27 protein-coding genes are annotated in these 25,298 nt (G+C 66.8%); 12 read left to right on the forward strand and 15 right to left on the reverse strand.

Translation table 11 applies throughout. The annotated features are described in order from the left end of the window. Window positions 1-99: 99 nt before the first annotated feature. Complete coding sequence (locus tag ACFQ00_RS08435; protein WP_381488968.1) at window positions 100-1,506, forward strand: NAD(P)H-dependent flavin oxidoreductase; 1,407 nt, start codon at window positions 100-102, stop codon at window positions 1,504-1,506. Window positions 1,507-1,509: 3 nt separating this feature from the next. On the opposite strand, the gene ACFQ00_RS08440 is transcribed toward ACFQ00_RS08435, so the two are convergent. Continuing rightward, on the reverse strand, window positions 1,510-1,797 hold the full coding sequence (locus ACFQ00_RS08440) for a hypothetical protein (RefSeq protein ID WP_381488971.1): 288 nt from the start codon (window positions 1,795-1,797) through the stop codon (window positions 1,510-1,512). A gap of 65 nt (window positions 1,798-1,862) precedes the next feature. Further along, window positions 1,863-2,855, reverse strand: coding sequence for a 2-hydroxyacid dehydrogenase (locus ACFQ00_RS08445; RefSeq protein ID WP_381488973.1), 993 nt, complete (start codon window positions 2,853-2,855; stop codon window positions 1,863-1,865). A 92-nt stretch (window positions 2,856-2,947) separates the two neighbouring features. Here ACFQ00_RS08445 and ACFQ00_RS08450 point away from each other — a divergent pair, with 92 nt between their 5' ends. Continuing rightward, window positions 2,948-3,448 carry an SH3 domain-containing protein gene (locus tag ACFQ00_RS08450; RefSeq protein WP_374597199.1) on the forward strand — a complete coding sequence of 167 codons (501 nt, stop codon included), beginning with the start codon at window positions 2,948-2,950 and terminating at the stop codon, window positions 3,446-3,448. 8 nt (window positions 3,449-3,456) lie between these two features. Here ACFQ00_RS08450 and ACFQ00_RS08455 read toward each other — a convergent pair whose 3' ends face one another. Genes ACFQ00_RS08455 through ubiE form a run of 6 tightly spaced genes read right to left on the reverse strand, consistent with a single transcriptional unit; the run spans window position 3,457 to window position 8,509 of the window. After that, window positions 3,457-3,825 carry a DsrE family protein gene (locus tag ACFQ00_RS08455; RefSeq protein WP_381488977.1) on the reverse strand — a complete coding sequence of 123 codons (369 nt, stop codon included), beginning with the start codon at window positions 3,823-3,825 and terminating at the stop codon, window positions 3,457-3,459. Next, window positions 3,822-4,577, reverse strand: coding sequence for a HesA/MoeB/ThiF family protein (locus ACFQ00_RS08460; protein WP_381488980.1), 756 nt, complete (start codon window positions 4,575-4,577; stop codon window positions 3,822-3,824). Before ACFQ00_RS08460 ends, ACFQ00_RS08455 begins: the two co-directional genes overlap by 4 nt. Before the next feature lie 8 nt (window positions 4,578-4,585). Next, window positions 4,586-5,032, reverse strand: coding sequence for a dUTP diphosphatase (dut, locus tag ACFQ00_RS08465; protein WP_381488982.1), 447 nt, complete (start codon window positions 5,030-5,032; stop codon window positions 4,586-4,588). Next, window positions 5,016-6,242, reverse strand: a complete 1,227-nt coding sequence (coaBC, locus tag ACFQ00_RS08470; protein ID WP_381488985.1) for a bifunctional phosphopantothenoylcysteine decarboxylase/phosphopantothenate--cysteine ligase CoaBC — start codon at window positions 6,240-6,242, stop codon at window positions 5,016-5,018. Before coaBC ends, dut begins: the two co-directional genes overlap by 17 nt. A 9-nt stretch (window positions 6,243-6,251) precedes the next feature. Beyond that, a complete protein-coding gene (gene ubiB / locus ACFQ00_RS08475) occupies window positions 6,252-7,781 on the reverse strand; it encodes a 2-polyprenylphenol 6-hydroxylase (protein WP_381488987.1) in 1,530 nt (509 codons plus the stop codon). Continuing rightward, window positions 7,778-8,509: a bifunctional demethylmenaquinone methyltransferase/2-methoxy-6-polyprenyl-1,4-benzoquinol methylase UbiE gene (gene ubiE, locus ACFQ00_RS08480; RefSeq protein ID WP_381488990.1), complete on the reverse strand. Its 732-nt coding sequence runs from the start codon at window positions 8,507-8,509 to the stop codon at window positions 7,778-7,780. Before ubiE ends, ubiB begins: the two co-directional genes overlap by 4 nt. A 58-nt stretch (window positions 8,510-8,567) precedes the next feature. On the opposite strand from ubiE, the gene mutM reads away from it, so the two are divergent. Together mutM and ACFQ00_RS08490 are read left to right on the forward strand one after the other, a co-directional pair. Then, the gene (gene mutM, locus ACFQ00_RS08485) at window positions 8,568-9,371 is read left to right on the forward strand and encodes a bifunctional DNA-formamidopyrimidine glycosylase/DNA-(apurinic or apyrimidinic site) lyase (protein WP_381488992.1); all 804 of its coding nucleotides are present in this window, start codon (window positions 8,568-8,570) and stop codon (window positions 9,369-9,371) included. A gap of 13 nt (window positions 9,372-9,384) precedes the next feature. Continuing rightward, complete coding sequence (locus tag ACFQ00_RS08490) at window positions 9,385-10,164, forward strand: enoyl-CoA hydratase (protein WP_381488995.1); 780 nt, start codon at window positions 9,385-9,387, stop codon at window positions 10,162-10,164. A 7-nt stretch (window positions 10,165-10,171) separates the two neighbouring features. Here the strand turns inward: ACFQ00_RS08490 and ACFQ00_RS08495 are convergent, their stop codons facing one another. Beyond that, window positions 10,172-10,981: a thioesterase family protein gene (locus ACFQ00_RS08495; RefSeq protein WP_381488998.1), complete on the reverse strand. Its 810-nt coding sequence runs from the start codon at window positions 10,979-10,981 to the stop codon at window positions 10,172-10,174. A gap of 184 nt (window positions 10,982-11,165) precedes the next feature. On the opposite strand from ACFQ00_RS08495, the gene rpsT reads away from it, so the two are divergent. Both rpsT and dnaA read left to right on the forward strand, forming a co-directional pair. Then, window positions 11,166-11,429 carry a 30S ribosomal protein S20 gene (rpsT, locus tag ACFQ00_RS08500; protein WP_374597219.1) on the forward strand — a complete coding sequence of 88 codons (264 nt, stop codon included), beginning with the start codon at window positions 11,166-11,168 and terminating at the stop codon, window positions 11,427-11,429. 445 nt (window positions 11,430-11,874) lie between these two features. Next, a complete protein-coding gene (dnaA, locus tag ACFQ00_RS08505) occupies window positions 11,875-13,236 on the forward strand; it encodes a chromosomal replication initiator protein DnaA (protein WP_381490857.1) in 1,362 nt (453 codons plus the stop codon). A gap of 10 nt (window positions 13,237-13,246) precedes the next feature. On the opposite strand, the gene ACFQ00_RS08510 is transcribed toward dnaA, so the two are convergent. Beyond that, window positions 13,247-13,966 carry an SIMPL domain-containing protein gene (locus tag ACFQ00_RS08510; RefSeq protein ID WP_381489002.1) on the reverse strand — a complete coding sequence of 240 codons (720 nt, stop codon included), beginning with the start codon at window positions 13,964-13,966 and terminating at the stop codon, window positions 13,247-13,249. Window positions 13,967-14,044: 78 nt separating this feature from the next. Here ACFQ00_RS08510 and ACFQ00_RS08515 point away from each other — a divergent pair, with 78 nt between their 5' ends. Genes ACFQ00_RS08515 through ACFQ00_RS08535 form a run of 5 tightly spaced genes read left to right on the forward strand, consistent with a single transcriptional unit; the run spans window position 14,045 to window position 17,896 of the window. Next, a complete protein-coding gene (locus ACFQ00_RS08515; RefSeq protein WP_381489005.1) occupies window positions 14,045-14,497 on the forward strand; it encodes an acyl-CoA thioesterase in 453 nt (150 codons plus the stop codon). Beyond that, entirely contained in the window at window positions 14,494-14,910 is a 417-nt protein-coding gene (locus tag ACFQ00_RS08520) for a VOC family protein (RefSeq protein WP_381489008.1), read from the forward strand. Before ACFQ00_RS08515 ends, ACFQ00_RS08520 begins: the two co-directional genes overlap by 4 nt. 6 nt (window positions 14,911-14,916) lie before the next feature. Further along, on the forward strand, window positions 14,917-15,642 hold the full coding sequence (gene gloB, locus ACFQ00_RS08525; protein ID WP_381489011.1) for a hydroxyacylglutathione hydrolase: 726 nt from the start codon (window positions 14,917-14,919) through the stop codon (window positions 15,640-15,642). Between the two features lie 16 nt (window positions 15,643-15,658). Further along, window positions 15,659-17,455 carry a gamma-glutamyltransferase gene (gene ggt / locus ACFQ00_RS08530; protein ID WP_381489014.1) on the forward strand — a complete coding sequence of 599 codons (1,797 nt, stop codon included), beginning with the start codon at window positions 15,659-15,661 and terminating at the stop codon, window positions 17,453-17,455. A gap of 54 nt (window positions 17,456-17,509) precedes the next feature. Next, on the forward strand, window positions 17,510-17,896 hold the full coding sequence (locus ACFQ00_RS08535; protein WP_381489016.1) for a DUF6491 family protein: 387 nt from the start codon (window positions 17,510-17,512) through the stop codon (window positions 17,894-17,896). A gap of 2 nt (window positions 17,897-17,898) precedes the next feature. Here ACFQ00_RS08535 and ACFQ00_RS08540 read toward each other — a convergent pair whose 3' ends face one another. From ACFQ00_RS08540 to ACFQ00_RS08555, 4 genes are read right to left on the reverse strand one after another with little or no spacing between them, the layout of a single operon-like run. Next, window positions 17,899-18,660 (reverse strand): tetratricopeptide repeat protein, encoded by a 762-nt coding sequence (locus ACFQ00_RS08540; protein ID WP_381489019.1) that lies wholly within the window; start codon window positions 18,658-18,660, stop codon window positions 17,899-17,901. Beyond that, window positions 18,661-19,383, reverse strand: a complete 723-nt coding sequence (locus ACFQ00_RS08545) for an alpha/beta hydrolase (RefSeq protein ID WP_381489022.1) — start codon at window positions 19,381-19,383, stop codon at window positions 18,661-18,663. Between the two features lie 13 nt (window positions 19,384-19,396). Further along, window positions 19,397-20,440 carry a M48 family metallopeptidase gene (locus ACFQ00_RS08550; RefSeq protein WP_381489025.1) on the reverse strand — a complete coding sequence of 348 codons (1,044 nt, stop codon included), beginning with the start codon at window positions 20,438-20,440 and terminating at the stop codon, window positions 19,397-19,399. A 6-nt stretch (window positions 20,441-20,446) separates the two neighbouring features. Continuing rightward, window positions 20,447-21,553, reverse strand: coding sequence for a YjgN family protein (locus tag ACFQ00_RS08555; protein ID WP_381489028.1), 1,107 nt, complete (start codon window positions 21,551-21,553; stop codon window positions 20,447-20,449). A gap of 165 nt (window positions 21,554-21,718) precedes the next feature. Here ACFQ00_RS08555 and thrS point away from each other — a divergent pair, with 165 nt between their 5' ends. Next, the gene (gene thrS / locus ACFQ00_RS08560) at window positions 21,719-23,710 is read left to right on the forward strand and encodes a threonine--tRNA ligase (protein WP_381489030.1); all 1,992 of its coding nucleotides are present in this window, start codon (window positions 21,719-21,721) and stop codon (window positions 23,708-23,710) included. Here the strand turns inward: thrS and ACFQ00_RS08565 are convergent. Beyond that, window positions 23,707-25,254: an ArnT family glycosyltransferase gene (locus ACFQ00_RS08565; RefSeq protein ID WP_381489033.1), complete on the reverse strand. Its 1,548-nt coding sequence runs from the start codon at window positions 25,252-25,254 to the stop codon at window positions 23,707-23,709. The genes thrS and ACFQ00_RS08565 overlap by 4 nt on opposite strands. Window positions 25,255-25,298 lie beyond the last annotated feature (44 nt).

Here is a 25,298-nt window from a genome sequence, read left to right on the forward strand (position 1 = left end):
GGTAATATTTCGCCCCCAATCGCGCTCCCGTTGGTCTATAGCTCGCAAGGGGAGACGCGCCGGAGGGGCGCTGCGGGCTGAGAAACGACAACAGGTACGATGAAGCTTCTGAATTCCATCCGCATGGGCGGGCGCGAGATGCTTCCGCTCGTTGAGGGCGGCAAGGGCGTTTCGGCGACCAACCATGCATCGTCGGGTGCGTGGGCTGCCGCGGGCGGGCTTGGCACGGTCTCGGCCGTGAACGCCGACAGCACGGATGCGCTCGGCAACATCATCCCGCAGATTTACCGCGGCCGCACACGCGGGGACCGCCACGAAGAATTGGTCGCCTACGGTATCGCAGGCGGCGTCGAGCAGGTCCGCCGCGCACACGAGATCGCAGGCGGGCAGGGCGGCATCAACATCAATGTCCTCTGGGAAATGGGCGGCGCGCAGCGCATCCTCGAAGGCATATTGGAAGAGGCGAGCGCGCTTGTCGACGGCATCACCTGCGGTGCAGGAATGCCTTACAAGCTGAGCGAGATCGCCGCGCGGCATCGCACCTATTATTATCCGATCATCTCGTCGGCTCGCGCCTTCCGCGCGCTCTGGAAGCGCGCCTACAGCAAGGCACCCGAATGGCTCGGCGCCGTGGTCTATGAAGACCCGTGGCTCGCGGGCGGCCATAACGGCCTTTCGAACGCCGAAGATCCGCTCCATCCGCAAGACCCCTATCCGCGCGTGAAAGACCTGCGCGATACGATGCGCGAGGTCGGTATTTCCGACGACGTGCCGATCGTGATGGCGGGCGGCGTCTGGTATCTGCGCGAGTGGGAAAACTGGATCGGCAATCCCGAGCTCGGCACGATCGCCTTCCAGTTCGGTTCGCGACCGCTTCTGACGCAGGAAAGCCCGATCCCGGACGTGTGGAAGCGCAAGCTGACGACGCTTGCCGAGGGCGATATCCTGCTGCAGGCGTTCTCGCCGACGGGCTTCTATTCGTCGGCTGTGAAGACGCCGTTCCTCGAAGAGCTGATCCACCGCTCCGAGCGGCAGATCGGCATTTCAACCGAACCGCACGACCACCGCACCCACCTGCTCGACGTCGGTGTTCCCGGCAACAAGCACTATTACGTGACGCGCGACGACCTGCTGCACGCGCGCGGCTGGCACGCCCAAGGCTATACCGAGGCGCTGAAGACGCCCGATGACACGCTGGTGTTCGAAACGCCCGCGATGGCGAAGACGGTGCGCAAGGACCAGGCGGACTGCATGGGCTGCCTTTCGCAGTGCCGCTTCAGCGCGTGGGCCGAGCACCTCGACAAGAACAGCACCGGGCGGCTCGCCGATCCGCGCTCCTTCTGCATCCAGAAGACGCTTCAGGACATCGCGCACGGCTCACCGCCCGAGGATAACCTCATGTTCGCCGGGCACAGCGCGCACCACTTCTCGACGGACCCGTTCTATTCGAACGGCTTCGTTCCGACGGTGAAGCAACTCGTCGAGCGCATTCAGACCGGCGACTGAACTTTACCGATCGCGGCGGCAGCGATCGTAGTCGCGTGAATCGCGCGGATAGCGATCACGGCAGTATTTCTTGCTGCCGCGCTTGCTGTCGCCGTCTGTTACCGCGCCGTAGACCGCGCCCGCAGCGCCGCCGGCCACCGCACCTTCCGTCGTGCTGACACCCGGCACCACCGCACCGGCGGCGGCACCGACACCCGCGCCGACAAGGCCGCTGTCGATCGTTCGGCTGCCCGTACAGGCGCCGAGCGCGAGCAGCGTGCCCGACGCCAGAATAATCATGGACTTACGCATGAAAAATCTCCCACATAACGCCCCATCGAAGGGTCAACGCGGTGTGGGGGAAGCGGTTCCGCTTGTTAGAGCCAGCCTTCGAGCACCTGATCGGGTGGGCGGTGCCCGTCCGCCCAGGCGCGGATGTTGGTGACGACCTTGTCGCCCATCGCCTGGCGCCCTTCGAAGGTCGCAGAGCCCATGTGCGGCAGCAGCGTCACGTTATCGAGCGGAATGAGCCGCGGGTTGATGCGCGGTTCATCCTCGAACACGTCGAGGCCGGCACCCGCGATCACGCCCTTTTCCAGCGCGTCCGCCAGCGCATCCTCGTCGATGATCTCGCCGCGCGCGGTGTTGACGAGATAGCCTTCGGGGCCGAGCAGCGCGATGCGCCGCGCGTTGAAGAGGTGGCGGGTGTCGTCGGTGAGCGGGCAGTTGATGGAGACGATGTCCACCGCCTCGATCATCGCGTCGAGATCGTCCCAGTAGGTCGCGCCGAGCATTCCCTCCACCGTGTCCGCCAGAGGCCGGCGGTTGTGGTAGTGGATGCGCAGGCCAAAGGCACGCGCACGCGTCGCGATCGCCTGGCCGATGCGGCCCATGCCGATGATGCCGAGCTTCTTGCCGGTGATGCGGTGGCCGTGCACGTCGCACGGCTTCCAGCCATCCCACTTGCCTGAATAGAGCTGGCGGCTGCCTTCGGTGAGGCGGCGCGGTACCGAGAGGATCAGCGACATGGCAAGGTCGGCGGTATCATCGGTGAGAACGCCCGGCGTGTTTGTCACCATGATGCCCTTGGCGCGCGCGGCGACGAGATCGATGTGATTGACGCCGGTGCCGTAGTTCGCAATCAGCTTCAGCCGCGGCGGCGCGGCGGCGATGAGCGCGGCGTCGATCGTGTCGGTAACGGTGGGCAGAAACACGTCGCAGTCCGCCATCGCGGCGGCGAGGTCGGCCTGCGACATCGCTCTGTCTTCGACATTGAAAACGACATCGAACAGTTCGCTCATGCGCGCTTCGACCGGTTGCGGCAGGCGGCGCGTGACGACGACGCGCGGGCGGCGGGGGCGTTCTTCCATGTGCCGTGGCTAGGATCGCCTCGCACCCGCGTCAAGGCCGAGAGAGCAAGCGAGGCGCTTGCATGGCGGGGCGGATTCGATTCAATAGCGGCATGAAACGCATCATCGCCCTGCTGCTCGCCGCCGCTTTTGCAGGAACACCCGCCGCAGCGCAGGATTCGGACGCCACCAAGGGGCTTTCCGGCCTGCCGACGCCGCGTTGGGTCTCGATCGCCTCGGGCGAGGCCAATATGCGCGCCGGGCCGGGCGAGGCCTATCCCGTGACGTGGACCTACAAGCGCAAGGGGCTTCCCGTGGAGGTGATCCGCGAATGGGGCATCTGGCGGCAGATCCGCGATCCGGACGGCGAAACCGGCTGGATGAACAAGAACCTGCTTTCGGGCAAGCGCACCGCGATGGTGCGCGGCAAGATTGCGAACCTCTATGCCCGCGCCGAGTTTTCGAGCCCCGCGGTATGGCGCGCGGAGCCCGGTGTGGTTGCGGATATCCAGGTCTGCGACGAAGGCTGGTGCCGCCTCTCGCTCGGCGGGCGCAACGGCTATGTGCTCGCGGTTGACCTGTGGGGTGTCTACAAGGGCGAAACCATAGACTAGGGCCGGTTCTACACGAACAGCAGTTCGTCGTTCCGCGCATCGGCGAGGAAGGCGACGAGGCCGCCCGTCTCGACACCTGCGATGAGGCCCGGCGCGCTGAGCCCGCAGAGGTGGATGCCCGACTCGCAGGCCATGATTGGCAAGCTGAGGCCGACGGCCTGATCGAGAAGCTCCGAAAGCTGCGGCAGCCCACCCGCCTTGTAGGCCTTGTCGCCCGCCCAGTGCCGCTCCACCTGAAGCGCGCAGACGGCTTCACCCTGAAAGAACAGCCGCACCGGGCGCCCGAGCGCGGCGGCGGCGAGCGCGAGGCTGAGGCCGCCGTGCAGTCGCGCGTGGTTCGCTTCCGCGAAGACGAGCGCAAGACCTTGCTGTTTCACGCTTTTCCGCATGACGGGCATTGGGGGTCCTTCGGCAGCCGCACGGTGCGAACCCGGGCGCCGAGTGCATCATACAGCAAAACCCGCCCCGCAAGCGAATCCCCGAAGGGCGCGATCTCGCGGATCACCTCCAGCGCCTGCATCGCGCCCATCACACCGGTGAGCGCGCCGAGCACGCCCGCCTCGGCGCAGGTTGCGCCCTCGCGGTCGGCGGCCTCGCCCACGAAGCAGCGCCAGCAGGGCTTGTCCGCCTCCCAGCCGCGATAGGTGGCGATCTGCCCCTCGAACGGTCCCACGGCCGCCGCGACGAGTGGAATGCGTAGCGCAAGCGCGGCATCGGCGACGGCACGGCGGGTCTCGAAGCTGTCGGAGCCGTCCGCGATCACGTCGTGGTTGGCCAGAAGTGTAGCCGCGTTTGCCGCATCGAGACGGACGCGGTGTTGCGCCACGGCGACGTCGGGGTTCAGGCGCGTGACGGCATTCGCTGCACTTTCGGTCTTGGCGCGGCCCACGTCATCCGTGCCGTGCAGCACCTGTCGCTGGAGGTTGGAGAGGTCGACGGCATCGTCGTCGATGATCGTGAGGTGTCCGACGCCCGCCGCCGCGAGATACTGGATGCAGGGGCTGCCGAGCCCGCCCGCGCCGACCACGGCCACGCGCGCGGCGAGCAGCTTCGCTTGCCCGGCGCCGCCGATCTCTTTCAGGATGATGTGGCGGGCGTAGCGTTCGAGTTGGGCGTCTGTAAGGCTCAACGGCGTCGTTATCGGCCTGTGGAGCCGAAGCCCCCGGCGCCGCGCGCGGTCTCGTCGAGGTCGTCGACTTCGGCGAAGCGCGCCTGCTGCACGGTCGCCGCGACGAGCTGCGCGATGCGCTCGCCGCGCTTCACGGCGAAGGGCTCGGCGCCGAGGTTGGCGAGGATCACCTTCACCTCGCCGCGATAGTCCGCGTCGATGGTGCCGGGCGTGTTGAGGCAGGTGATGCCGTTCTTGAGCGCGAGGCCGGAGCGCGGGCGCACCTGCACCTCATAGCCCTCCGGAATCGCGAAGGCGAAGCCGGTGGCGACCGCGTGGCGCCCGCCCGGCGGGATGATCACGTCCTCGGCGGCGGCGACATCCATGCCCGCCGCGCCGCTGGTGGCGAGCGCGGGGATGGGCAGGCCCTCGCCGTGGGGAAGGCGCTTCAGGCGGATTTCAATCGGTGAGTTCATCTGCGATCCTTTGTGCGAGCCGCCGGGCGACGGCGTCCTTTTCCATGTCCGGCCAATCCTCGACGCCGGCGGCGCTGACGATGTGGATGCGGTTCCGCGCCCCCCCCATCACGTCGCCGGAGACGTCGTTGGCGACGATCCAGTCGCAGCCCTTGCGCGCGAGCTTGGCCTTGGCGTGTTCGACGACCTTCTCGGTCTCGGCGGCGAAGCCGATGACGAGGGCGGGGCGCTTCGACGATTTCGCGAGGCCTGCGAGAATGTCCGGGTTCTCGACGAGCGGCAACGCTTCGAGGCCACCCTTGTCCTTCTTGATCTTCTGGCCGGTGGCTTCCGCGCGCCAGTCGGCAACGGCGGCGACCATCACGGCAGCGTCCGCAGGAAGCGCGGCCTCGACCGCATCGGCCATCTCGCGCGCGGTTTCCACGTTCACGCGGCGCACGCCGGGCGGCGTCGCAAGCGTTACGGGACCGGCGACGAGCGTCACCTCTGCGCCGAGTGCGGCGAGCGCGCCCGCGATCGCGAAACCCTGTTTGCCGGAGGAGCGGTTGGCGATGTAGCGCACGGGGTCGATCGGCTCATGCGTCGGCCCGGCGGTGATGAGCACGTGCTTCCCGCGAAGTGGCGGCGGGTTCTGGCCGAAGCGCGCGGTGGCGGTCTGTGCCTCGCCGAGGGGTGCGGTGAGCATGGCGCGGATCGAAGCGAGGATGGCTTGCGGTTCGGGCAGGCGCCCGGGGCCGTATTCGCCGCAGGCCATGTCGCCGTCATCGGGCTCCATGATGGTGACGCCGTCGGCGCGGAGCTGCGCGATGTTGCGCTGTGTCGCGGGGTGCAGCCACATGCGGACGTTCATCGCGGGCGCGGCGAGCACCGGCTTGTCGGTCGCGAGCAGCAGCGTCGTCGCGAGGTCGTCGGCGATGCCGCCCGCCATCTTCGCAAGGATGTTGGCGGTTGCAGGCGCGACGACGACGAGGTCGGCCTGCCGCGAGAGCTGGATGTGGCCGATCTCGCGCTCGTCCTTCAGGTCGAAGAGATCGGTGTAGACATTGTCCTCGGTGAGTGTGCCGAGGCTGAGCGGTGTCACGAACTGTTGTGCGGCCTCGGTGAGCACCGCGCGCACGGCGATCCCATCTTTCCGGAGCAGCCGGACGAGTTCCAGCGCCTTGTAGGCGGCGATGCCGCCCGAAATGATGAGGAGGATGCGTTTGCCCACGGCCGGACCCTAAAGCGTCATCGCCAGCCAGCCAAGGCCCGCGCCGATGCCGGTGCCGAGCAGCAGCCATGCCGTGCGCGAAATCCCGCGCGGGGCGGGCAGGGGGGCGAGCGGCGGCAAGGGTGGCGCGGCGCCGGGGTTCGGGACCATCGCTTCAAGGCGCTTCAGCACATCGGGCAGGCGCGCGAGCGCGCGCGAAGCTTCCACGATGCGGTCGGCGATCACGGCTTCGGGGCCGAGTTCGTCACGCATCCAGTCGCCCACGAACGGCCCGGAGATTTCCCACATGTTGACGTCGGGATCGAGCGCGAGCGCGACGCCTTCCACCATCACCATCGTTTTTTGCAGCAGCAGCAGGTGCGGCTGCGTCACCATGTCGAACTGCCGGGTAACGGCGAACAGCCCGTCGAGCATGTTGCCGATCGAGATGTCCTTCACCGGAAGACCCCGGATCGGCTCTCCGATCGAGCGCAGCGCGGTTTCGAACTCGGCCATGTCGTGGTGCGGCGGCACGTACTGCGCCTCGAAATGGATCTCCGCGACGCGCGCGTAATTGCCGGTGAGCAGCCCGTGCAGGATCTCGGCGAGCCACAGCCGCGCCTGCCGGTTGATGCGGCCCATGATGCCGAAATCCACCACCGCGAGCCGCCCGTCCGGCAGCGCGAACATGTTTCCCTGATGCAGGTCGGCATGGAAGAAGCCGTGGCCGATCGCCTGCCGCAGGAAGCTGCGGACGAGCGTCTGCGACAGCACCTTGCGGTCGATGCCTGCGGCGTCCACGGCGGCGAGGTCGGTGAGCTTCACGCCGTCGATCCACGCGATGGTGAGCACACGGCGGCTGGTGCGCGCCCAGTCCACCTCCGGCACGACGAAGCCGGTCTCGGGCGTCAGCGCTGCCGCGAGTTCGGATGCGGAGGCGGCCTCCATGCGGAGGTTGAGCTCGCGCTCCACCCAGCGGCGGAAGTAAGCGATCGTGGCGCGCGGGCGCAGGCGGGCGAGTTCGCCGCCGATCGTCTCGGCGCGGACGGCGGCCCATTCGTAGGTTTCGATGGCGCGCGCGAAATCCGCTTCGATGCCGGGTTTCAGCACCTTAACGGCGACTGCACGGCCATCGGTGGTGACGGCGCGGTGCACCTGTGCGACCGATGCGGAGCCGACCGGCGTTTCCTCGAAGCGCGAATAGAGCGAATCGAGCGGCACGCCGAAGGCCTCCTCGATTGAGGCCTTCACGGCGGCGAACGGGGCGGGCGGCAAATTGTCCTGCAGCCGCGTCAGGTCTTTCGCAGCCTCCGGGCCGACAAGGTCGGGGCGCGTGGCGAGCGCCTGCCCGAGCTTGATCGCGGCGGGGCCGAGTGCTTGGAAGGCGTCGGCATAGTGCGGCGTTTCGGGTGCGCCCGTTCCGAACCGGGCGAGCTTCGCGATGCGGCGCAGCAGCGGCGGCGTTTGCGGCGCCGCCTCGATCTCGCGCAGTGCGCCGTGCCGCGCGAGCGTCCGGCCCCAGCGCAGCATCCGAAAGGCGTGGACGATGCCGGCGGTCAAATCTTCCAGCCGCTGTGCATGGCGACGACGCCGCCGAGAATGGGCCGTGCCGTGGTCCGCGCAAAGCCGGCGTCCGCGATCATCGACTTGAAGGTGGACATGTCGGGGAAGCGGCGGATCGATTCGACGAGGTATTGATAGGCTTCCTCGTCACGCGCCACCGCCTTGCCGATCTTCGGCACCACGTTCATCGAATAGCTATCGTAAACTTGCGCGAACACGGGCCACTCGCAGCGCGAGAATTCGAGGCAGAAGAAGCGCCCACCGAACTTCAGCACGCGATACGCCTCGCGGAGCGCAGCCGGGATGTCGGTGACGTTCCGGATGCCGAAGGCGATCGTGTAGGCGTCAAAGCTTGCGCCATCGAAGCTCAGCACCTCGGCGTTCTGCTCGGACCAGTCGAGGTTTTCGACGCCGCGTTTCTTCGCGCGTTCCTTGCCGACGTCGAGCATGGCCGGATTGATGTCCGAAACCGTCACGCTTGCGCCGCGCTTCGCCATGCGGAAAGCGATGTCACCGGTGCCGCCTGCCATATCGAGGATGCGCTCGCCGGCACGCGGGTTCACGGCGCGGACGAAATCGTCCTTCCACAGCCGGTGCAGTCCGCCCGACATCAGGTCGTTCATCAGGTCGTAGCGCGCCGCGACGCGCGCGAAGACCGAGCCGACGCGCCGCGTCTTCTCCTCGGGGTCGACCTCCTGGAAGCCGTATGAGACTGTCTCGGACATGGCGTAGCCCTTAGCCCACGCTTGCCCCCTTCGTAAACGCGGCATAGACGCCTGTTCGATGCCTGAGCTTCCCGAAGTCGAAACCGTGATGCGCGGTCTGAGGCCGGTCCTCGAAGGCCGCCGCCTCGCGCGCGTCGAGGCGCGGCGGCCGGACCTGCGCTGGCCGATCCCGGCGGACCTGCGCCAGCGGCTGACGGGCGCGGTCGTCACCGGCATCCGCAGGCGCGCCAAGTATGGCCTCATCGATACCGATCGCGGCGACACGATGATCCTGCACCTCGGCATGTCCGGCCGGATGCGTGTCGATCCCGAAACCGACGAGAAGCACGACCATATCGTCATCGAGACCGACGAGGGCCGCCGCGCCGTGCTGAACGACGCGCGCCGCTTCGGATCGGTGCATCTGGTACCGACGGATGACCTCGACAGTCACTTTCTCATCAAAGGTCTCGGCCCGGAGCCGCTCGGTGCGTCTGTCGATCTTTCCGGTTTCAAAGGGCGTTTCGCGCCGGTGAAGGCGCTGCTGCTCGACCAGCGGCTGATCGCGGGCCTCGGCAACATCTACGTGTGCGAGGCGCTGTTTGACGCGGGGGTCGCGCCCACGCGCGAGGGCGGCAAGGTGAAGCGCGCCGAGCTTGCGAAACTTGCGGCTGCGATTCCCGAGGTGCTGGAACGCGCCATCGCGGCGGGTGGCTCGACCCTGCGCGATTATCGCCAGGTGGCGGGCGAACTCGGCTACTTCCAGCATGAATTCCGCGTCTACGGCCGTGAGAGCGAGGCCTGCGTGCGCTGCGCCACGCCTGTCGCCCGCATCGTCCAGTCGGGACGCTCCAGCTTTTATTGCCCATCCTGTCAGAAATAGGGGAGACCAGCCCATGTCCGAATATCAGTGCCTGAAGGTGGAAACGCGCGGCCGCGTCGGCATCATCACCATGTACCGGCCGGAGGCGCTGAACGCGCTCAACAACCAGCTGACGAGCGAAATCACCGCCGCGCTCCGCGCCTTCGAGGCCGATCCCGATATCGGCGCGATGATCCTGACCGGTGACGGCAAGGCGTTCGCGGCGGGCGCGGACATCAAGGAGATGCAGCCGAAGACCTTCTCCGTCGTCTATTCGGAAGAGTTCATCACCGCGACGTGGGAGGAGCTGACGCGGACGCGGAAGCCCGTGATCGCGGCGGTGAACGGTTTCGCGCTTGGCGGCGGCTGCGAGTTCGCGATGATGTGCGACACGATTTTCGCGAGCGAAAAGGCGAAGTTCGGCCAGCCCGAGATCAAGCTCGGCGTCATCCCGGGCTCGGGCGGCACGCAGCGGCTGACGCGCTTCGTCGGCAAGGCGGTGGCGATGGACATGATCCTCACCGGCCGCATGATCGATGCCGAGGAGGCGCTGCGCATCGGCCTCGTCGCGCGCGTTTACCCGCCGGAACAACTGATGGAAGAGACGATCAAGGCGGCCGAGCAGATCGCGAACTACGGCGCGCTCGCGGTGATGGCCGCGAAGGAAACCGTGAACCGCGCCTATGAGACGACGATGTCCGAAGGCGTCCGCTTCGAGCGCCGCCTGTTCCACGGCCTGTTCGGCACGGCCGACCAGCAGGAGGGCATGGCCGCGTTCCTTGAGAAGCGCGAGGCCAAGTTCACCGGCCGCTGAGTCGGCTTCAGCCGAACAGCGCCACCATCTGCCGCCCCGCGAGCACGGGGCGGCCGCTTTCGTCCCACATGCCCATGGTCTGCGAGGTGTAACCGTTCGCGCCCGTTTCGGCGGTGGAGCGGATGAGGTGCCAGCCTTCGCCGCTCGCCTCCGTATCAAGCACCTCAATCTGCCATGTCGCGGTGCTGATGGGCGCGAAAGCATCGAATATCGGCATCACGGCGGGCGGCGGCGTGTCGGCGAGCGCGAGCAGGCGCACGGCGGGCGGAATGCCGGAGGGATCGCGCAGGCGGAACCAGTACGCGATGTCGCCGTTTCCGGTGCCGTCGGCGGGCCGGCCGCCAAAAGCCATGCGCGCATCGAACTGCTGCAGGAAGTTGAGCGGCGTGCGCTTGCGCCACAACGGCTCGCACGCCTCTGGGGCGGATACGGTGGGCATCGGGAAATGGTTGAGGTTGATGACCGATTCGCGGCTGCTGCCGAACGCGAAGATGCACCGCGTCGCCAGCGCCTCGCCCTGGTGAAGGTCGGCTTCCATATAGGTCATCGACTTGCCCTGCCGGAGCACACGGCAGCGTGCCGTCACATCCGCCCCGGCGGGGCCGATGAACGCGATCTGCGCCGAGCGAAGCGGTGGCAGGTCCATGTGCGCGGAGAGCGTTCCGGCAAGGCACAGCGCCGCCGAGAGCCCGCCGTAGGTGGTGCGGCCCTGCATCCATTCCTCGGTGATCGTGTAGATCGCTCCATCGCCTCCGGTGCGCGCGGCGGCGAGCATGGCACCCAGGCTTGTTCCCACGGTTTCGTCCTTGCTGGTCATAGCGTCGGGAGCCTATCGGCAGGTCCGCCGCTGTATATCCCGAAACTTGTGAGGAAGGCGGCGGCAAAGCGTGCTTGACGAGGGCGACGGCGCCTAGTAGGAGGCCCGCTTTCCCGGGCGCGGGTCTCCCTCGCGTCCAGCCGGCCCGTGCGCCGGTCCGGATCAGGATCATTCTGAGGACTCGATGGCGAATACACCGCAAGCGCGCAAGCGCATCCGTCGCAACACCCGCCGTCAGGCGATCAACAAGTCGCGCGTCAGCCGCATCCGCACCTTCGTGAAGGGTGTCGAGGCCGCGCTCGCGAGCGGCAAGAAGGACGAGGCCGCCGCCGCGCTGCAGGCCGCCCAGCCGGAAATGATGCGGGGCGTCACCAAGGGCGTTCTTCATAAGAACACGGTCGCGCGGACCATCTCGCGACTCAGCAAGCGCGTGAAGGCGCTCGCCTGAAAATCCTTTGATTTCAAGGTTCAAACGCCGCCGGATTCCGGCGGCGTTTTAGTTTGGGACATATTCCCGATTCGTTCTGTAAGCGTTACGGACCATGCCTTTCCTGGGGTCCGAAGCGGCGAATCGGCGGTCGTCCTTGTCAAACCTTTTATTTCATTTTCGTTGCACCCGGAGACCCTTGAAAGCCTGTCCGCGGCCTGCCTAATGTGCCCCCGGCCTCGCGCCAAAGGGGAGTTCGCTCCTTCCCCAAAGTGACGCAAGAGTAAGCCGCGTTCCCACCAGCTTCCCGGTGGGGCGATGCTGTTTTCGTACGTTTTGCGTTCGGCGAGTCGCCGTGCGTGCCTTTGTCTGAGGATGCTGGGTTTTGGGGGATATGACGGGCAAGCAGGCGGGTGAACGAGCCGTGTCGGCGATGGCCGGTCGCGGTTCGGCGCAGGGCGTCTCCATGTTCCTGTCCGGCACCGATTCGGCCGAATCGATCTGGCAGATGATTCGCGCGCACCTGCGCGCCGAGTACGGCGCCCGCACCTACGACAGCTGGCTGAAGCCGCTCGCGCTCGTCAGCGTCGATGCGGACACGGTGACGCTGGGCTCGCCGACGCACTTCACGGCGGACTGGATTCGCAATCACTTCGCCGAGCGGCTGCGGCTGCTCTGGGCGGCGCAGTCCGCAGCCATCCAGCATGTCCGCATCGTCGTCGAGAATGGTCTGAGGACCGCTGCCGCCCCCGAGCCGGAGCAGCCCTTGGCTGCCCCTGCGGCGGTGCGCGAGGCGCCGGCGTTCGGCGTCGCGCTCGAACCGCGCTACACGTTCGACAGCTTCGTCGTCGGCAAGGCCAATGAGCTCGCCTACAACGCTGCGCGTACTGTTGCCGAAGGCGGGCCGATCGATTTCAACCCGCTGTTCCTCCACGGCACCACGGGTCTCGGCAAGACGCACCTGATGCACGCCATCGGCTGGCAGATCCGCAGTGCGATGCCGGGTGCGAAGGTCGTCTATATGTCGGCCGAAAAGTTCATGGTCGAGTTCGTCTCGGCAATGCGCGACAAGGACACGCTGTCGTTCAAGCAGAAGCTGCGCACTGCCGACCTCCTGATGATCGACGACGTGCAGTTCATTGCCGGCAAGGATTCGACGCAGGAAGAATTCTTCCACACGATGAACGAGATCATCTCGGCCGGTAAGCGCCTGGTGATCACCGCCGACCGCTCGCCGCAGAACCTCGAAGGCATCGAGAACCGCATCCTCTCGCGCCTCGCGTGGGGCCTTGTCGCCGACATCAACCCCGCCGACTACGAGCTACGCCTCAGCATCCTTCTCGAAAAGATGAAGCGGATGCCGGGTGCGACCGTCGGCGAGGACGTGATCGACTTCCTCGCGCGCAAGATCACCTCGAACGTGCGCGAACTCGAAGGTGCCTTGAACCGCATCGTCGCCTACTCGACGCTGGTCGGAAAGCCGATCGATCTCGATTTCGCGCGGCAGGTTCTGGCGGACGTGCTGAAGGCGCACGACCGCAAGGTCACGATCGACGAGATTCAGCGCAAGGTCGCCGACTACTACGCCATCAAGCTCAGCGATCTCTTGTCGGCGCGCCGTGCGCGCGAGGTGGCGCGGCCGCGTCAGGTGGCGATGTTCCTCGCCAAACGCTTGACGCCGCGCTCGCTGCCCGACATCGGCCGCCGCTTCGGCGGGCGCGATCACACCACGGTGATGCACGCCGTGAAGCGCATCGAGGAACTGCGCGCCGACGACAGCGAACTCGACGCCGACATCACGCGGCTGACGCGCATCATCGACGCCTGAGGCTTCGGCCTCAATCGTTCAGGTAGAACTCCACCGTCGTCACCACGCGTACCTTCTGCTCGGGTGACGATTCGGCAGGGCCGCCGGTATCGCCGTCGCGCGACTGGATCGAGAAATAGCCCTGGCTTGCCGAGCGGATGCCGCCGACGCTCGCGCCCGAATCCTTGGCGAACTGCTCGGCGCCCTTGCGCGCGTCCTTGGTGGCTTCGGCGATCATCGCGGGCTTCACGGCATTGAGCTTGGTGAAGCTGTAGGCGATCGAAGGCCCGCCGTCTTCGAGCGCGACACCGCGCGCGAGGAGTGCGGCCTGCCCGGCGTGCGCGGCCTTTGCCTCGGCGATCTTCGTGGTGCGCAGGCGGAACTGCTGGCGCACCTGGATCTGGTCGACGCCGTTGTTGTTCCACTGGTTGACGCTGATCCCCGCGGGCTGGAGGTCGGCCGCGCCGAAGCCGTGCTCGCCGAGATAGGCGCGGATCACGCCGGCATCCTGTGCGGCGTCGGCCTGAACGGCGTCGAAATTGCTGCCCGTCGAAAGCGTGCGGATCGTCCACGTGGCAAGGTCGGCGGTCACGTCGCGCTCGGCGAGCCCGCGCATCATCACGGCACGGTCGGCGAGCTTGGCGCGCTTCAGCCCGTCGCCCAAAAGATAGCCGCCGAGGATGACGCCGATCGCCAGAACGACGGCGGCTATGATGAGTGATGAGTTGCGGTTGGTCGTGTCAGCGGCCATTGTGTGCCCCATAAAGCGGTTTCGGCGCATCCTATCGCGCCTTGCCGCTGCACAACAGCTGAACGAAGAAAGGGCTCCATGCCGCGCGCCGATTTCCGGTTCTCGTTCCCCAAGCGCGTCCGCTACGCGGAATGCGATCCGCAGGGTATCGTCTTCAATTCCCGCTATCTCGAATATCTGGATATCGGCATCACCGAATACTGGCGCGCCGCCGGCATCTACGCGCTCTCGCCGACGGCGATGGGGCCGGATTTCCACGTCGCGCGCAATGTCGTGGAATACAAGAAACCGGTGCTGCTCGACGAGATGATCGACATCTGCCTGCGCTGCCGCCGCATCGGCAGCAGCTCCATCATCGTGGACTACGAGATTCACGGTGCGGGCGCAGACGATCTGCGCGCGATCGGGGAGCAGGTGGCGGTGAACGTTGAGGAATCGCGCGGTGCGCCCGCGCCGGTGCCGGACTGGGTGGTCCGTTGTTTCGAAGACTATGAAGGGCGCCCACTCCGGGCGGAAAAGGCTGCGGCATGAAGTATCTCCACACGATGGTGCGCGTCAGCGATCTCGAAGCGAGCCTCGCGTTCTACGGGCTTCTCGGGCTGCGCGAGATTCGCCGCATGGACCACGAGGCGGGCCGGTTCACGCTGATCTTCCTCGCCGCGCCGGGCGATGAGGAGGCGCAGGTCGAGCTGACCTTCAACTGGGACCCGGAAGTTTACACCGGCGGCCGCAACTTCGGGCACCTCGCCTATGAGGTCGATGATATCTACGCGGACTGCCAGCGCATGATGGACGGCGGCATCACCATCAACCGCCCGCCGCGTGACGGCCGCATGGCGTTCGTGCGCTCGCCGGACGGCATCTCAGTCGAGCTTCTGCAGAAGGGCGAGGCGAAGGCGCCCGCCGAACCGTGGGCCTCGATGCCGAACACGGGCGTCTGGTAAGCCGCCATGCTCGAAATCGTCCGCCTCCCGGTGCTCTCCGACAACTACGTTTGGCTCGCGCACGATGCGGCGAGCGGCGAGACCGCCGTGGTCGATCCCGCGGTCGCGGAGCCGGTGCTTGCCGAGGCTGCTGCGCGCGGCTGGCGGATCACGCAGATCCTTAACACGCACTGGCACCCGGATCACGTTGGCGGCAATGCGGAGATCAAGGCCGCGACGGGCTGCACCGTTACCGGCCCGGCGGGCGAGGCGGCGAAGATCACCGGCATCGATCGCGCCGTCAGCGAAGGCGACACGGTGCGGATCGGCAAGGCAGAGGGCCGCGTCATCGACGTGCCCGGCCACACGGCGGGGCATATCGCCTACAGCTTCCCCGAAGACGGCGTGCTGTTCTGCGGCGATACGCTGTTCGCGATGGGCTGCGGGCGGCTGTTCGAAGGCACGGCGGCGCAGATGTTCGACAGCCTCGGCAAGCTGATGACACTGCCCGACGCGACGCGCGTTTACTGCGCGCACGAATACACCGAATCGAACGGCCGTTTCGCGCTCACCGCCGAGCCGGAGAACACGGCGCTTGCCGCGCGTCAGGCGGAGGTCGTCGCGATGCGCGGGCGCGGGGAGCCGACCGTGCCGTCCACGATCGGTCTTGAGCGCGCAACGAACCCGTTCACGCGCGCGCATGATGTTGCCGAACTCGCGGCGCGGCGGACCGCGAAGGACAATTTCCGCTAACAGGGGAGACAGGGCCGTGAAGCGACTTGCCGGGCTTGCGATGGGGGCTCTTATGCTATCGACGGCCAGTCTCGCTGCCGAACCCCTGAAGGATCAGGGCGACCGCGCTTCGGGCGCACCGCATGCCACGCGCTCCGCCGTGCTCGGGCTGAACGGCATGGCCGCGACGAGCCAGCCGCTTGCGACGCAAATCGCGCTCGATGTGCTGAAGCAGGGCGGCAGCGCCGTCGATGCGGCGATCGCGGCGAACGCGGCGCTCGGCCTGATGGAGCCGACCGGGAATGGCATCGGCGGCGATCTGTTCGCGATCATCTGGGATCCGAAAACGAACAGGCTCCACGGCCTCAATGCCTCGGGCCGCGCGCCTTCGGGGCAGAGCCTCGCGCAACTGAAGGCGCGCGCCGCGAAGGTGCCGCGCACGGGGGACGACCGGGACGGCACGGTGCCGGATTGGGGCGCGCTCTCCGTCACCGTTCCCGGCGCGGTCGATGGCTGGTTCGAAATGCACGGCAAGTTCGGCAAGCTGCCGATGCAGCGCGTGCTCGCGCCCGCCATCCGCTATGCGCAGCAGGGCTTCCCTGTCAGCGAACTTATCGCCGACGGCTGGAAGTATGGCACGGCGAACTTCGAGAAACTCGCGAAAGCCGGCGTCATCGAAGAGATCGAAAACATGCGCCGGGTCTACATGCCCGGCGGTACGGCGCCGAAGGAAGGCGAGGTCTTCAAGAACCCCGATCTCGCGCTGACGCTGATCGAGATCGCCGAAGGCGGCCGTGACGCCTTCTACAAGGGCAGCCTTGCGCAGGCGATGGACCAGTATTTCGGCCGCATCGGTGCCCCGCACCGACTCAGCGATTTCGCTGCGCATAAATCCGAATGGGTCGATCCCGTCTCGGTCAATTATCGCGGCTACGACATATGGGAATTGCCGCCGAACGGGCAGGGCGTCGCCGCGCTCCAGATTCTCAATATCCTGGAAGGCTACGACCTGAAGGCGATGGGCCGTGCCTCGCCGGATTTCTGGCATGTGTTCGTGGAGGCGAAGAAGCGCGCCTTCGCGGATCGCGCGCGCTTCTATGCGGACCCGGCGTTCGCGAAGATCCCGCTCGCCGCGCTGCTTTCGAAAGACCGCGCCGCAAAGCAGCGCGCAACGATCGACATGGCGCAGGCGTCAAAGACCGACATGCCCGGCCTCGCCATCGAAGGCGCGGGCAAGGATACGATCTACATGACCGTGGCAGACAAGGACGGCATGATGGTCAGCCTCATCCAGTCCAACTATCGCGGCATGGGCTCGGGGCTGGTGCCGGACGATGGAAACGGTCGCACGCTCGGCTTCATGTTTCAGGATCGCGGCGCGCAGTTCAATCTCGATGCGAAGCACGCCAACGCCTACACGCCCGGCAAGCGGCCATTCCACACCATCATCCCGGCATTTCTGACGAAGGCCGGCAAGCCGCTGATGAGCTTCGGATTGATGGGCGGCGCCATGCAGCCGCAGGGGCACGCGCAGATCGTCGTCAACATGATCGATTTCGGCATGGGCGTGCAGGCGGCGGGGGACGCGGCGCGCTTCCATCACGATGGCTCCACCGATCCCGAAGGCGGTGCGCCGATGACGGACGGCGGCGTTCTCGAGATCGAATCGGGCGTGCCGCAGTCGGTCGCTGAGGCGCTGCGCACGCGTGGCCACACCGTGCGCTACACGACCGGGCCCTTTGGCGGCTATCAAGCGATCTGGCGCGACCCCGATACGGGCGTCTACCGGGGCGCCTCCGAAATGCGCAAGGACGGGCAGGCGGCGGGCTACTAAATCCCTTTGCGCTCTGCTAAATTCGGTCTGCGGGGATCACTGGAGATCGAACACATGCGTAGCCTGTTTCTGCTCACCGCGGTCGCCCTTGCGGGTTGCGCCGCGAACGATGGCCCGGCGCGTCAGGAAGCCCTTGCCGCCGTGCCCGGCAAGGCCGTCGGCGAGCCCGTGACCTGCATCCAACAGCGCGATGTCGACCGTGTCGAGGCGGTGAACGATTATGTCGCCTTCTTCCACATGCGCGGCAGCCGTGTGTACCGGATGGACTTCCCGCAAAGCTGCCGGGGCCTCAAAAACGATGCGTTCCGGCACAGCTCGTCGATGGCGCAATATTGTCGGGGCGACATCATCACGACGTTCGACACGACGACCCGGATGACCACGGGAAGCTGCGGCCTGTCCTCGTTCACGCCGTGGGAAGTGCCGCCCAAGGGCGAGTAAAACTATTCGGGGTTCCTGAGCAGCGCGGTATCGGCCGCCTTGCCGGCGGGCGTGTCGCGTCCGGCCCTGACAGCGGCGTTCCAGAGCGTGCGCGCTCTCGCATAGTCGCCGTCCATCGCCGCCATGTTGCCGGCTTCGAGCTGCACGTCCGGGTCGTCGGGCGCGAGGCGCAGTGCATTGGCGAGCGCCGGGCGGGCGGCGTCCAGTCGTTCTTCGCGGCGGGCGAGCGTGCCGAGCAGCAGCCAGCCCAGGGCATCATCCGGCGCAAGCTCAACCGCCTGTTCGAGGTCGGAGCGCGCGCCAAGCGCATTGCCCTGCGCCTCGCGGGCGCGGGCGCGGTCGATCAGCATTTCGCCTTTCAGCGCCGGGCGCCGCGCGGCAAGCACCATCGCATTGCTGAGAACCACTTCGGCGCGCGCATATTGCTCCGCGATCAGCAGCGCGTTGCCTGCCTGCCCATAGAGCTCGGCGGCGGCGGGGTTGCCTTGGGCTTCCGCCACGCGCGCGGCGTCCTCGAAGGCACGCGCGGCGTCCGCCGGGCGGTTCGCGCCCATGTAGGCAAGGCCGAGGCAATGCCGCGCCGGAACCCCGCCGGTGCCGTTCTTCCACTGCGTCGCCGCATCGATCGCGCCGGGCACGCCTTCGTTCGCGGCGCGCACACAGTCCGCATACAGCGCCTGTTCGTTCGGCGTCGTGGCGGCGCCGGGCGTGGCGGGCAGCGGCGCGACCACCTGCATCAGCATCAGGGCGGCAAGCAGCGGCATTTACAGATCCTCGATCACGCGCAGCAGCAGGGCAATGTCCTGCGGCCGCGACAGGCGGTGGTCGCCGTCCTTCACCAGCAGCGTCTGTACGTCCGCTGAACCGAGCGCTTCGGCAAGCCGGAGCGAGACGGACCACGGCACGTCCGGGTCGGCCTGCCCGTGCAGCAGCCGCACCGGGCAGGTGAGCGGGACCGGCGCATCCAGCAACCGGCTTGCTTCGCCCGAGCGCCACAAGGCAGCGGTTGTCACGTAGGGCTCGTCCGAATAGGCGGACGGCTCCACGAGGTCTTCGCCGCGCGCGAAGGCGGCCTTCTGGGTATCGGTGAAGCCCCAGTCGGTGAAATCCGGCGCGGCAGCGATGCCGACGAGACCGGAAACGCGCGCGGGGATCGCAAGCGCGACGAGCAGCATGAGCCAACCGCCCATCGACGAGCCGATCAGCACCAGCGGGCCCTCTGGTGCCGCCGCCGCGATTACATCGAGCACGTCATCCCGCCAGCGCGTGAGCGTGCCGTCCTTGAACGCACCACCACTTGTGCCGCAGCCCGAATAGTCGAGGCGCAGGCAGGCACGGCCGTTTTCGGCGCACCATGCATCCACCGCAAGCGCCTTGCCGCCCTCCATATCGGACATGTAGCCGGGCAGGAACACGAGCGTCGGGCCGGTTCCCGTGCGGTGCGCATAGGCAAGCGGAATGCCGCCGCGCGACGTGATCGTGGGCATGGAACTCCTGTCGTCAGTCTTGCCGGTCGGGATCGTTATGGCAGATATCGACGAGCGCGTCCCATTCGTCGCGGGAAAGCGCGGGGGTGTAGGCCGCGCCTTTCGCTGCGCCCTTGCGGAAGGCAGCGGCGCGGCCCTTCGAGACCGGGTGTGAGGAGAGGTAGACGAGCATGTCGGCGCCGCCGATCATGTCTTCACTCTTCGCGAGCCGTTCGAAAAAGCCCGCCGTCGGTGCAGGGGAAATGTGCGAGCGGTTCATCATCGCGATCGATTCGGCATCGGCGGCACCTTCGGCGCCGCGGCTGTAGCTGAGCGAGAGCAGGCCGTGGACATTGCCCGCGACGTCGCCGCCAAGTGTCGTCAGCACGAGCCCGAGCCCAAGCTCGCGCACCATCGCCTCGGCGACGTCGCGGTGCTCGATGTGCGCGATCTCGTGCGCGAGCACGCCAGAGAACTCCTCGGGGCTTTTCGCCTCTTTCAGCAGCTCGTTGAAGATCACGATATTGCCGCCGGGAAGCGCGGCGGCGTTGACGACGGGCAGGTCGACGACGCGGACGTTGAGGCCCTTCACATCGGGCGCGAGCCGCCGGGTAAGCGCATCTAGCGCGGCCTGCCCGCCCGGCCCGGCGCAGAACTTGCCGCCGAAATCGCCGACCATCGCGTCGCCGTAGCTCTTCATCACGCGGTCGGGCACCAGCGGCGCCAGCCAGTGCGGCAGCTGGTAGACCGCGAACAGCACCGCTGCCGATACGGCAAGGCCGATGACGCTCGCCCGCCACAGGCCGATGCGGTCGATCCAGCCGCCGTAGTGCGCGGCGTGTGGCAGCAACGCGGCGATCTCGCCCGCAACGGGTTCGGGAACGCCGAGCCGCCAGCCGAGCACGTCTTTCCGTCCGTACACCCGCTCTTCGGTGCGGCTTTCGATGAAGACGAGATCGGCGGGGGCGACGCGCGTCTCGCCGTCCTCCCCCGCGATCTCCAGCGTTCCGTCGCGGGCGCCGAGCGTCACGCTCCGGCGCAGCGCGGATTCGCCATCATACAACCAAGCGTTCGTCATCCGGCGTCAGATTGCGCCGATGTCGAACGCGTCGGCAAGGCCTTCCGCATCGCTTCTGATGCGGGTGGTGGACTGCGTCAGCGCCGCCAGATCGACCTCGCCCTGCACTTCGAGATGCCGCACATAGAACGACCAGTGCCGGTAGCCGAGGTACATGATGCCGAAGCCGAGCGTGAACACCACGAGCGCGATGTTGCCGAGGATCAGCTTCACCCAGTCCATCGTGCGCGCATTGAACGCGAAGTTGAGGTTCCCGAGCGTCAGCTCGCCCACGACCTTGCGCATGAACACGGCGTAGTAGGCGAGGCTGACGAGCGAGAAGAGGGCATAAAAGCCGATCACCGCAAGGAAGAATGTCCCCATCATGCCCGCCATGACCCGTGGATCGGGGTTGGAGCCCGCCGTGAAGATCGTGCCCATTCCGAGCGCGAAGACGAGGATCGCCCACAGCACGGGCGTGGCATAGATGAGCAGATAGCGCCCTATGAGGCCCTGCACGGCCGGACCGTCGCCGGGTTCGAACGCGTAGGGGCCGAAGCTCATCTTGCCCCAGCGCTCCCGCCACAGCTTCACCATCGCCCACGGGACGAGGAAGCCGAGCGTCACGAACCCGATGATGTATTTCAGCATGGCCGAACCGGCATAGCTCCAGCCGCCGTCATCGCTGCCGCCGCGGATGCCGTGCCAGTACGTGCGGCTCAGCCGGTAGCGGAGAGCGCGGAACAGGGCGAGGCCGGCGAGATAGAAGAGCGCCAGATAGAGGCCGATGGCGAGGACGGACGCGAGCACGCCCTGACCGCGCAGGATCAGTGCCTGCAGGCCGAACTGGAAGAACAGCAGGATCGGCACGAAGATCGCCATCACGATCAGGAAGCCGATGAACATCTCCTTGCCGGTGCCCGCCCATTCGAGCCGTTCGTCGATGAACTGCGTGCGGCTCCACAAATATTTGCGCTCACGCGTCTTCGCCCAGAAGCGGTAGATTCCGAGCGTCACGATGATGAGCAGCAGGTTGGTGAGCGCAATCGGCAGGAATTCCTGCCAACGGCCGTGGAAAGTAACGCCGTCGGCAAATTCACCGGTTTTCATATCAACCGGAGTCGTCTCGTCCATGAATACAATCCCCCGTATTCGGAAATACTTGATATGCTGCGCTTATTATCGACGTGTGACAAGGGATTGCGGGCCTGCCGGTATTGCAAAGCGCCTGTTGCCAGCCTTGGCATGGAAAAGGCATAAGCCCCGCTTCATTCAACCGAGAAAAGCTCAGAAACGACCATGTCCGAGATGATCCGCCTCACCCTGCCCGATGGTTCCGTGCGCGAGCTGCCGCGCGGCACTACGGGCGGCGATGTGGCGCGTTCGATCGGCCCGGGGCTGGCGAAGGCGGCGCTCGCGGCGAAGGTGGACGGTGAGGTGATCGACCTCGAACGCCCCATCGAGCGCGATGCCGCGTTGGCGCTGGTGACGGCGAAGGACGAGGCGGACGCGCTCGAGCTCGTGCGCCACGATTTCGCGCACGTGCTCGCCGAGGCGGTGCAGAGCCTGTTTCCGGGCACGCAGATCACCTTCGGCCCGGCGACCGACGATGGCTTCTACTACGATCTCGCCCCGGTGCGCCCGTTCACCGAGGAAGACCTCCCCGCCATCGAGGAGGAGATGCGCCGCATCATCCGTGCCGATCAGCCGCTCCGCCGCGAAGTGTGGGCGCGCGACGCGCTGATCGCGCGCTGGAATGAACAGGGCGAGACGTTCAAGGCGCAGTGGGCGGCGGAGCTGCCCGAGGGCGACGAGATCAGCGTCTACTGGTCCGGCGACAAATGGTTCGACATGTGCCGCGGGCCGCACCTCGCCTCCACCGGCAAGCTCGATCCGCAGGCGTTCAAGCTCACCCGCGTGTCGGGCGCGTACTGGCGCGGCGACCAGAAGAACGCGATGCTCTCGCGTATCTACGGCACGGCGTGGCTGTCGAAGAAGCAGCTCGATGCGCACCTCCACATGCTGGAGGAAGCGGGCAAGCGCGACCATCGTAAGCTGGGGCAGGAGATGGACCTGTTCCACCTCCAGCAGGAGGCGCACGGCAGCGTCTTCTGGCACCCCAAGGGCTACATGGTCTGGCGCCAGCTCGAAGCCTACATGCGCCGCCGCCTCGATGCGGGCGGCTATGAGGAGGTGAAAACCCCGCAGATCATGGACGCGCGCCAGTGGGAGCAGTCCGGCCACTGGGGCAAGTACCGCGAGAACATGTTCGTCATCCCCGACGAGGTGCCGAACGTCGATGATGAAGGTCCGGTGATCTCGCAGGATGCCGACTGGATGGCGCTGAAGCCGATGAACTGCCCGGCGCACGTGCTGATCTTCCGGCAAGGCATCAAGAGCTACCGCGACCTTCCCATCCGCATGGCGGAGTTCGGCTGCTGCCACCGGAACGAGCCGCACGGCGCGCTGCACGGCATCATGCGTGTGCGCCAGTTCACGCAGGACGACGCGCACATCTTCGTGCGCGCCGACCAGCTCGTCAGCGAGGTCGCGAAGTTCGTCGACCTGCTCGACACCGTCTACAAGGATCTCGGCTTCGACAAATACGCGATCAAGCTCGCGCTCCGCCCCGAAAAGCGTTTCGGCAGCGAGGAGATGTGGGACTGGTCCGAGCAGTCCATGCGCGACGCCGTCGCTGCGACTGGGCGCAACACGCCTGAATTCGGCTGGGAGGAGCTTCCCGGCGAAGGCGCCTTCTATGCGCCCAAGCTTGAGTTCCACCTGACGGACGCCATCGGCCGCACTTGGCAGGTCGGCACGATCCAGACCGATACGGTGCTCCCCGAGCGGCTCGACGCGAGCTACGTGGGCGAGGACGGCGAGCGCCACCGCCCGATCATGCTGCACCGCGCGATCCTCGGCTCGTTCGAGCGCTTCATCGGCATCCTCATCGAGCACTACGCGGGCAAGTTCCCACTCTGGCTCGCGCCCGTGCAGGCGGTGGTCGCGACGATCGTGTCCGACGCAGACGGCTACGCGGCCGAGGTGGTCGAAAAGCTCCGCGCCGCCGGCCTCCGCGCCGAGGCGGACGCGCGCAACGAGAAGATCAACTATAAGGTCCGCGAGCACAGCCTCGCCAAGGTCCCGCACCTCCTCGTCGTCGGCAAGCGCGAGGCGGAGGAGGGCACCGTCGCGATCCGTACGCTCGGTGAGGAGCGCCAGAAGGTGATGCCGCTCGAAGAAGCGATCGCGTGGCTGAACGCGGAGGCGACGCCGCCCGACCTGCGTTAGCCGCCGCGCGGCGACCGCGCGATGATGCAGAGGGCGGCGGGTGCCTGCGGCGTCAGCAGGATACGGCGTTCGCGCATCCACGCGACAAGCGGAGGATCAGATTTCGCCAGCGGCGTATCGCTGAGTACCGCTGCGGCGGTGTCCGGCGATGCCATGCTTTGTGCCTGCGCCGCGCACCCCTTGGGTGCGAACACGAGGATGGATCTGCTGTTCGCGGTGTGCGCCAGGGTTTGCGCCGCAGGGTTGAGCGCCAGCATCCGGAGCGTATTCGCGCCGCCTGCGAGCGGCTGCCGGGCACTTGCGATCATCTGCGTCGCCGCACGGTCGAGCGCCATCATGTCGGGCGCCGCGTACTGGACGGAGGCTGTCCGCGCCAGGAAAAGCAGAAAAAGCGGAACGAGGATCGCTCCGGCGGTGAGGATCGGCAGGCGCGCCGACAGGGCCGCGATATTGATGCCTGCGGCCACGCACAAAAGCGCGATACCCGGCAGGAACATGCGGGGTGTCGGATCGATTCCGAGACCGTAGACGAGGACAGCGAAATGACTAAGCGCGCCGACGAAAAGGAGGGGCGTCCAGCGGGGGACCGGCACGTGTGCGAGGCGGACCAGAATCTGGCTGCCGACGGCGACGACGAGCGTAAGCGCAACCGAAGGCGAGAAGAAGAGATTGACGAGACCGTTGACGCTCCAGTGAACATCCGGCCCGAAACGAACCGGCCATGCCGCGATCAGGGCGGGATTGAAGACCGGAAAGGCGCCACGGTATTCTGCGGCCAGTGCCGTTGACGGAATCGCCGTGTGATTCAGCTCCAGCGTCCATCGCAGAAGAGGGCTGCCGTGAAAGACGCCGTGGAACGTGGCCTCGGCGGCGAGCGGCAGCGCCGCGGCCAACCCCCATGCGGCAAAGCTCCGCCACGAACGGTGCGGCCCTGCCGCGATCGCCCATCCCGCGACGATGAGGGCAACAGGCGCGAACGCCGTCGCGCGTGCGCCGAACGCCATACCCGCGCACAGCCCGCTGGCCACCAGCAGGGGTCGGTGCGTGCCCCGCGAAAGCATGAGCAGGCCGGCGCTGAGCACGGTCCAGCCAAGTTCCACCATGTCGGCATTCGGCCGGACCGCGCGGTCCACGAACACAGGCGTGAGCACGAGCATGAGGCAGGTGATCAGGGCCGCGTGCAGACCGATGATGTGTCGCATGGACAGGAAGACTGTGGCCAGCACCACGAAAGTGGCCAGAAGCGACGGCAGCCCGACCGTAAGATGGCTCTCCCCGAAAAGCGCCGTTACTGCGGCCAGTGGGCCGACGATGGCATGACGAGCCGCCCAGTGCGTTTCAGGAGGGCACAGCACGTTGCCGCGAAGACAGCGCGCCGCATCCAGATATTGCCAGTCGTCACCGCCGCTGCCTCGGAAGCCGTGCCAGTTCAGAGCCAGCATCGCCGCGAGAAGACCTGCCACGAAGCACGCAGCGGCAATCGCGGTCCACGGCACGGCGAAATCCGGACCGGACGATGTCTGAACGTGTGTGCCCGCCTGCATGGCAGCTCTGTGCCACGGCGGCCTTCTCTTTTTCCTTAAAGCGC

It is taken from the genome of Sphingosinicella xenopeptidilytica (assembly GCF_042676985.1).
In the GTDB taxonomy this organism is placed as follows: Bacteria; Pseudomonadota; Alphaproteobacteria; order Sphingomonadales; family Sphingomonadaceae; genus Sphingosinicella; species Sphingosinicella xenopeptidilytica.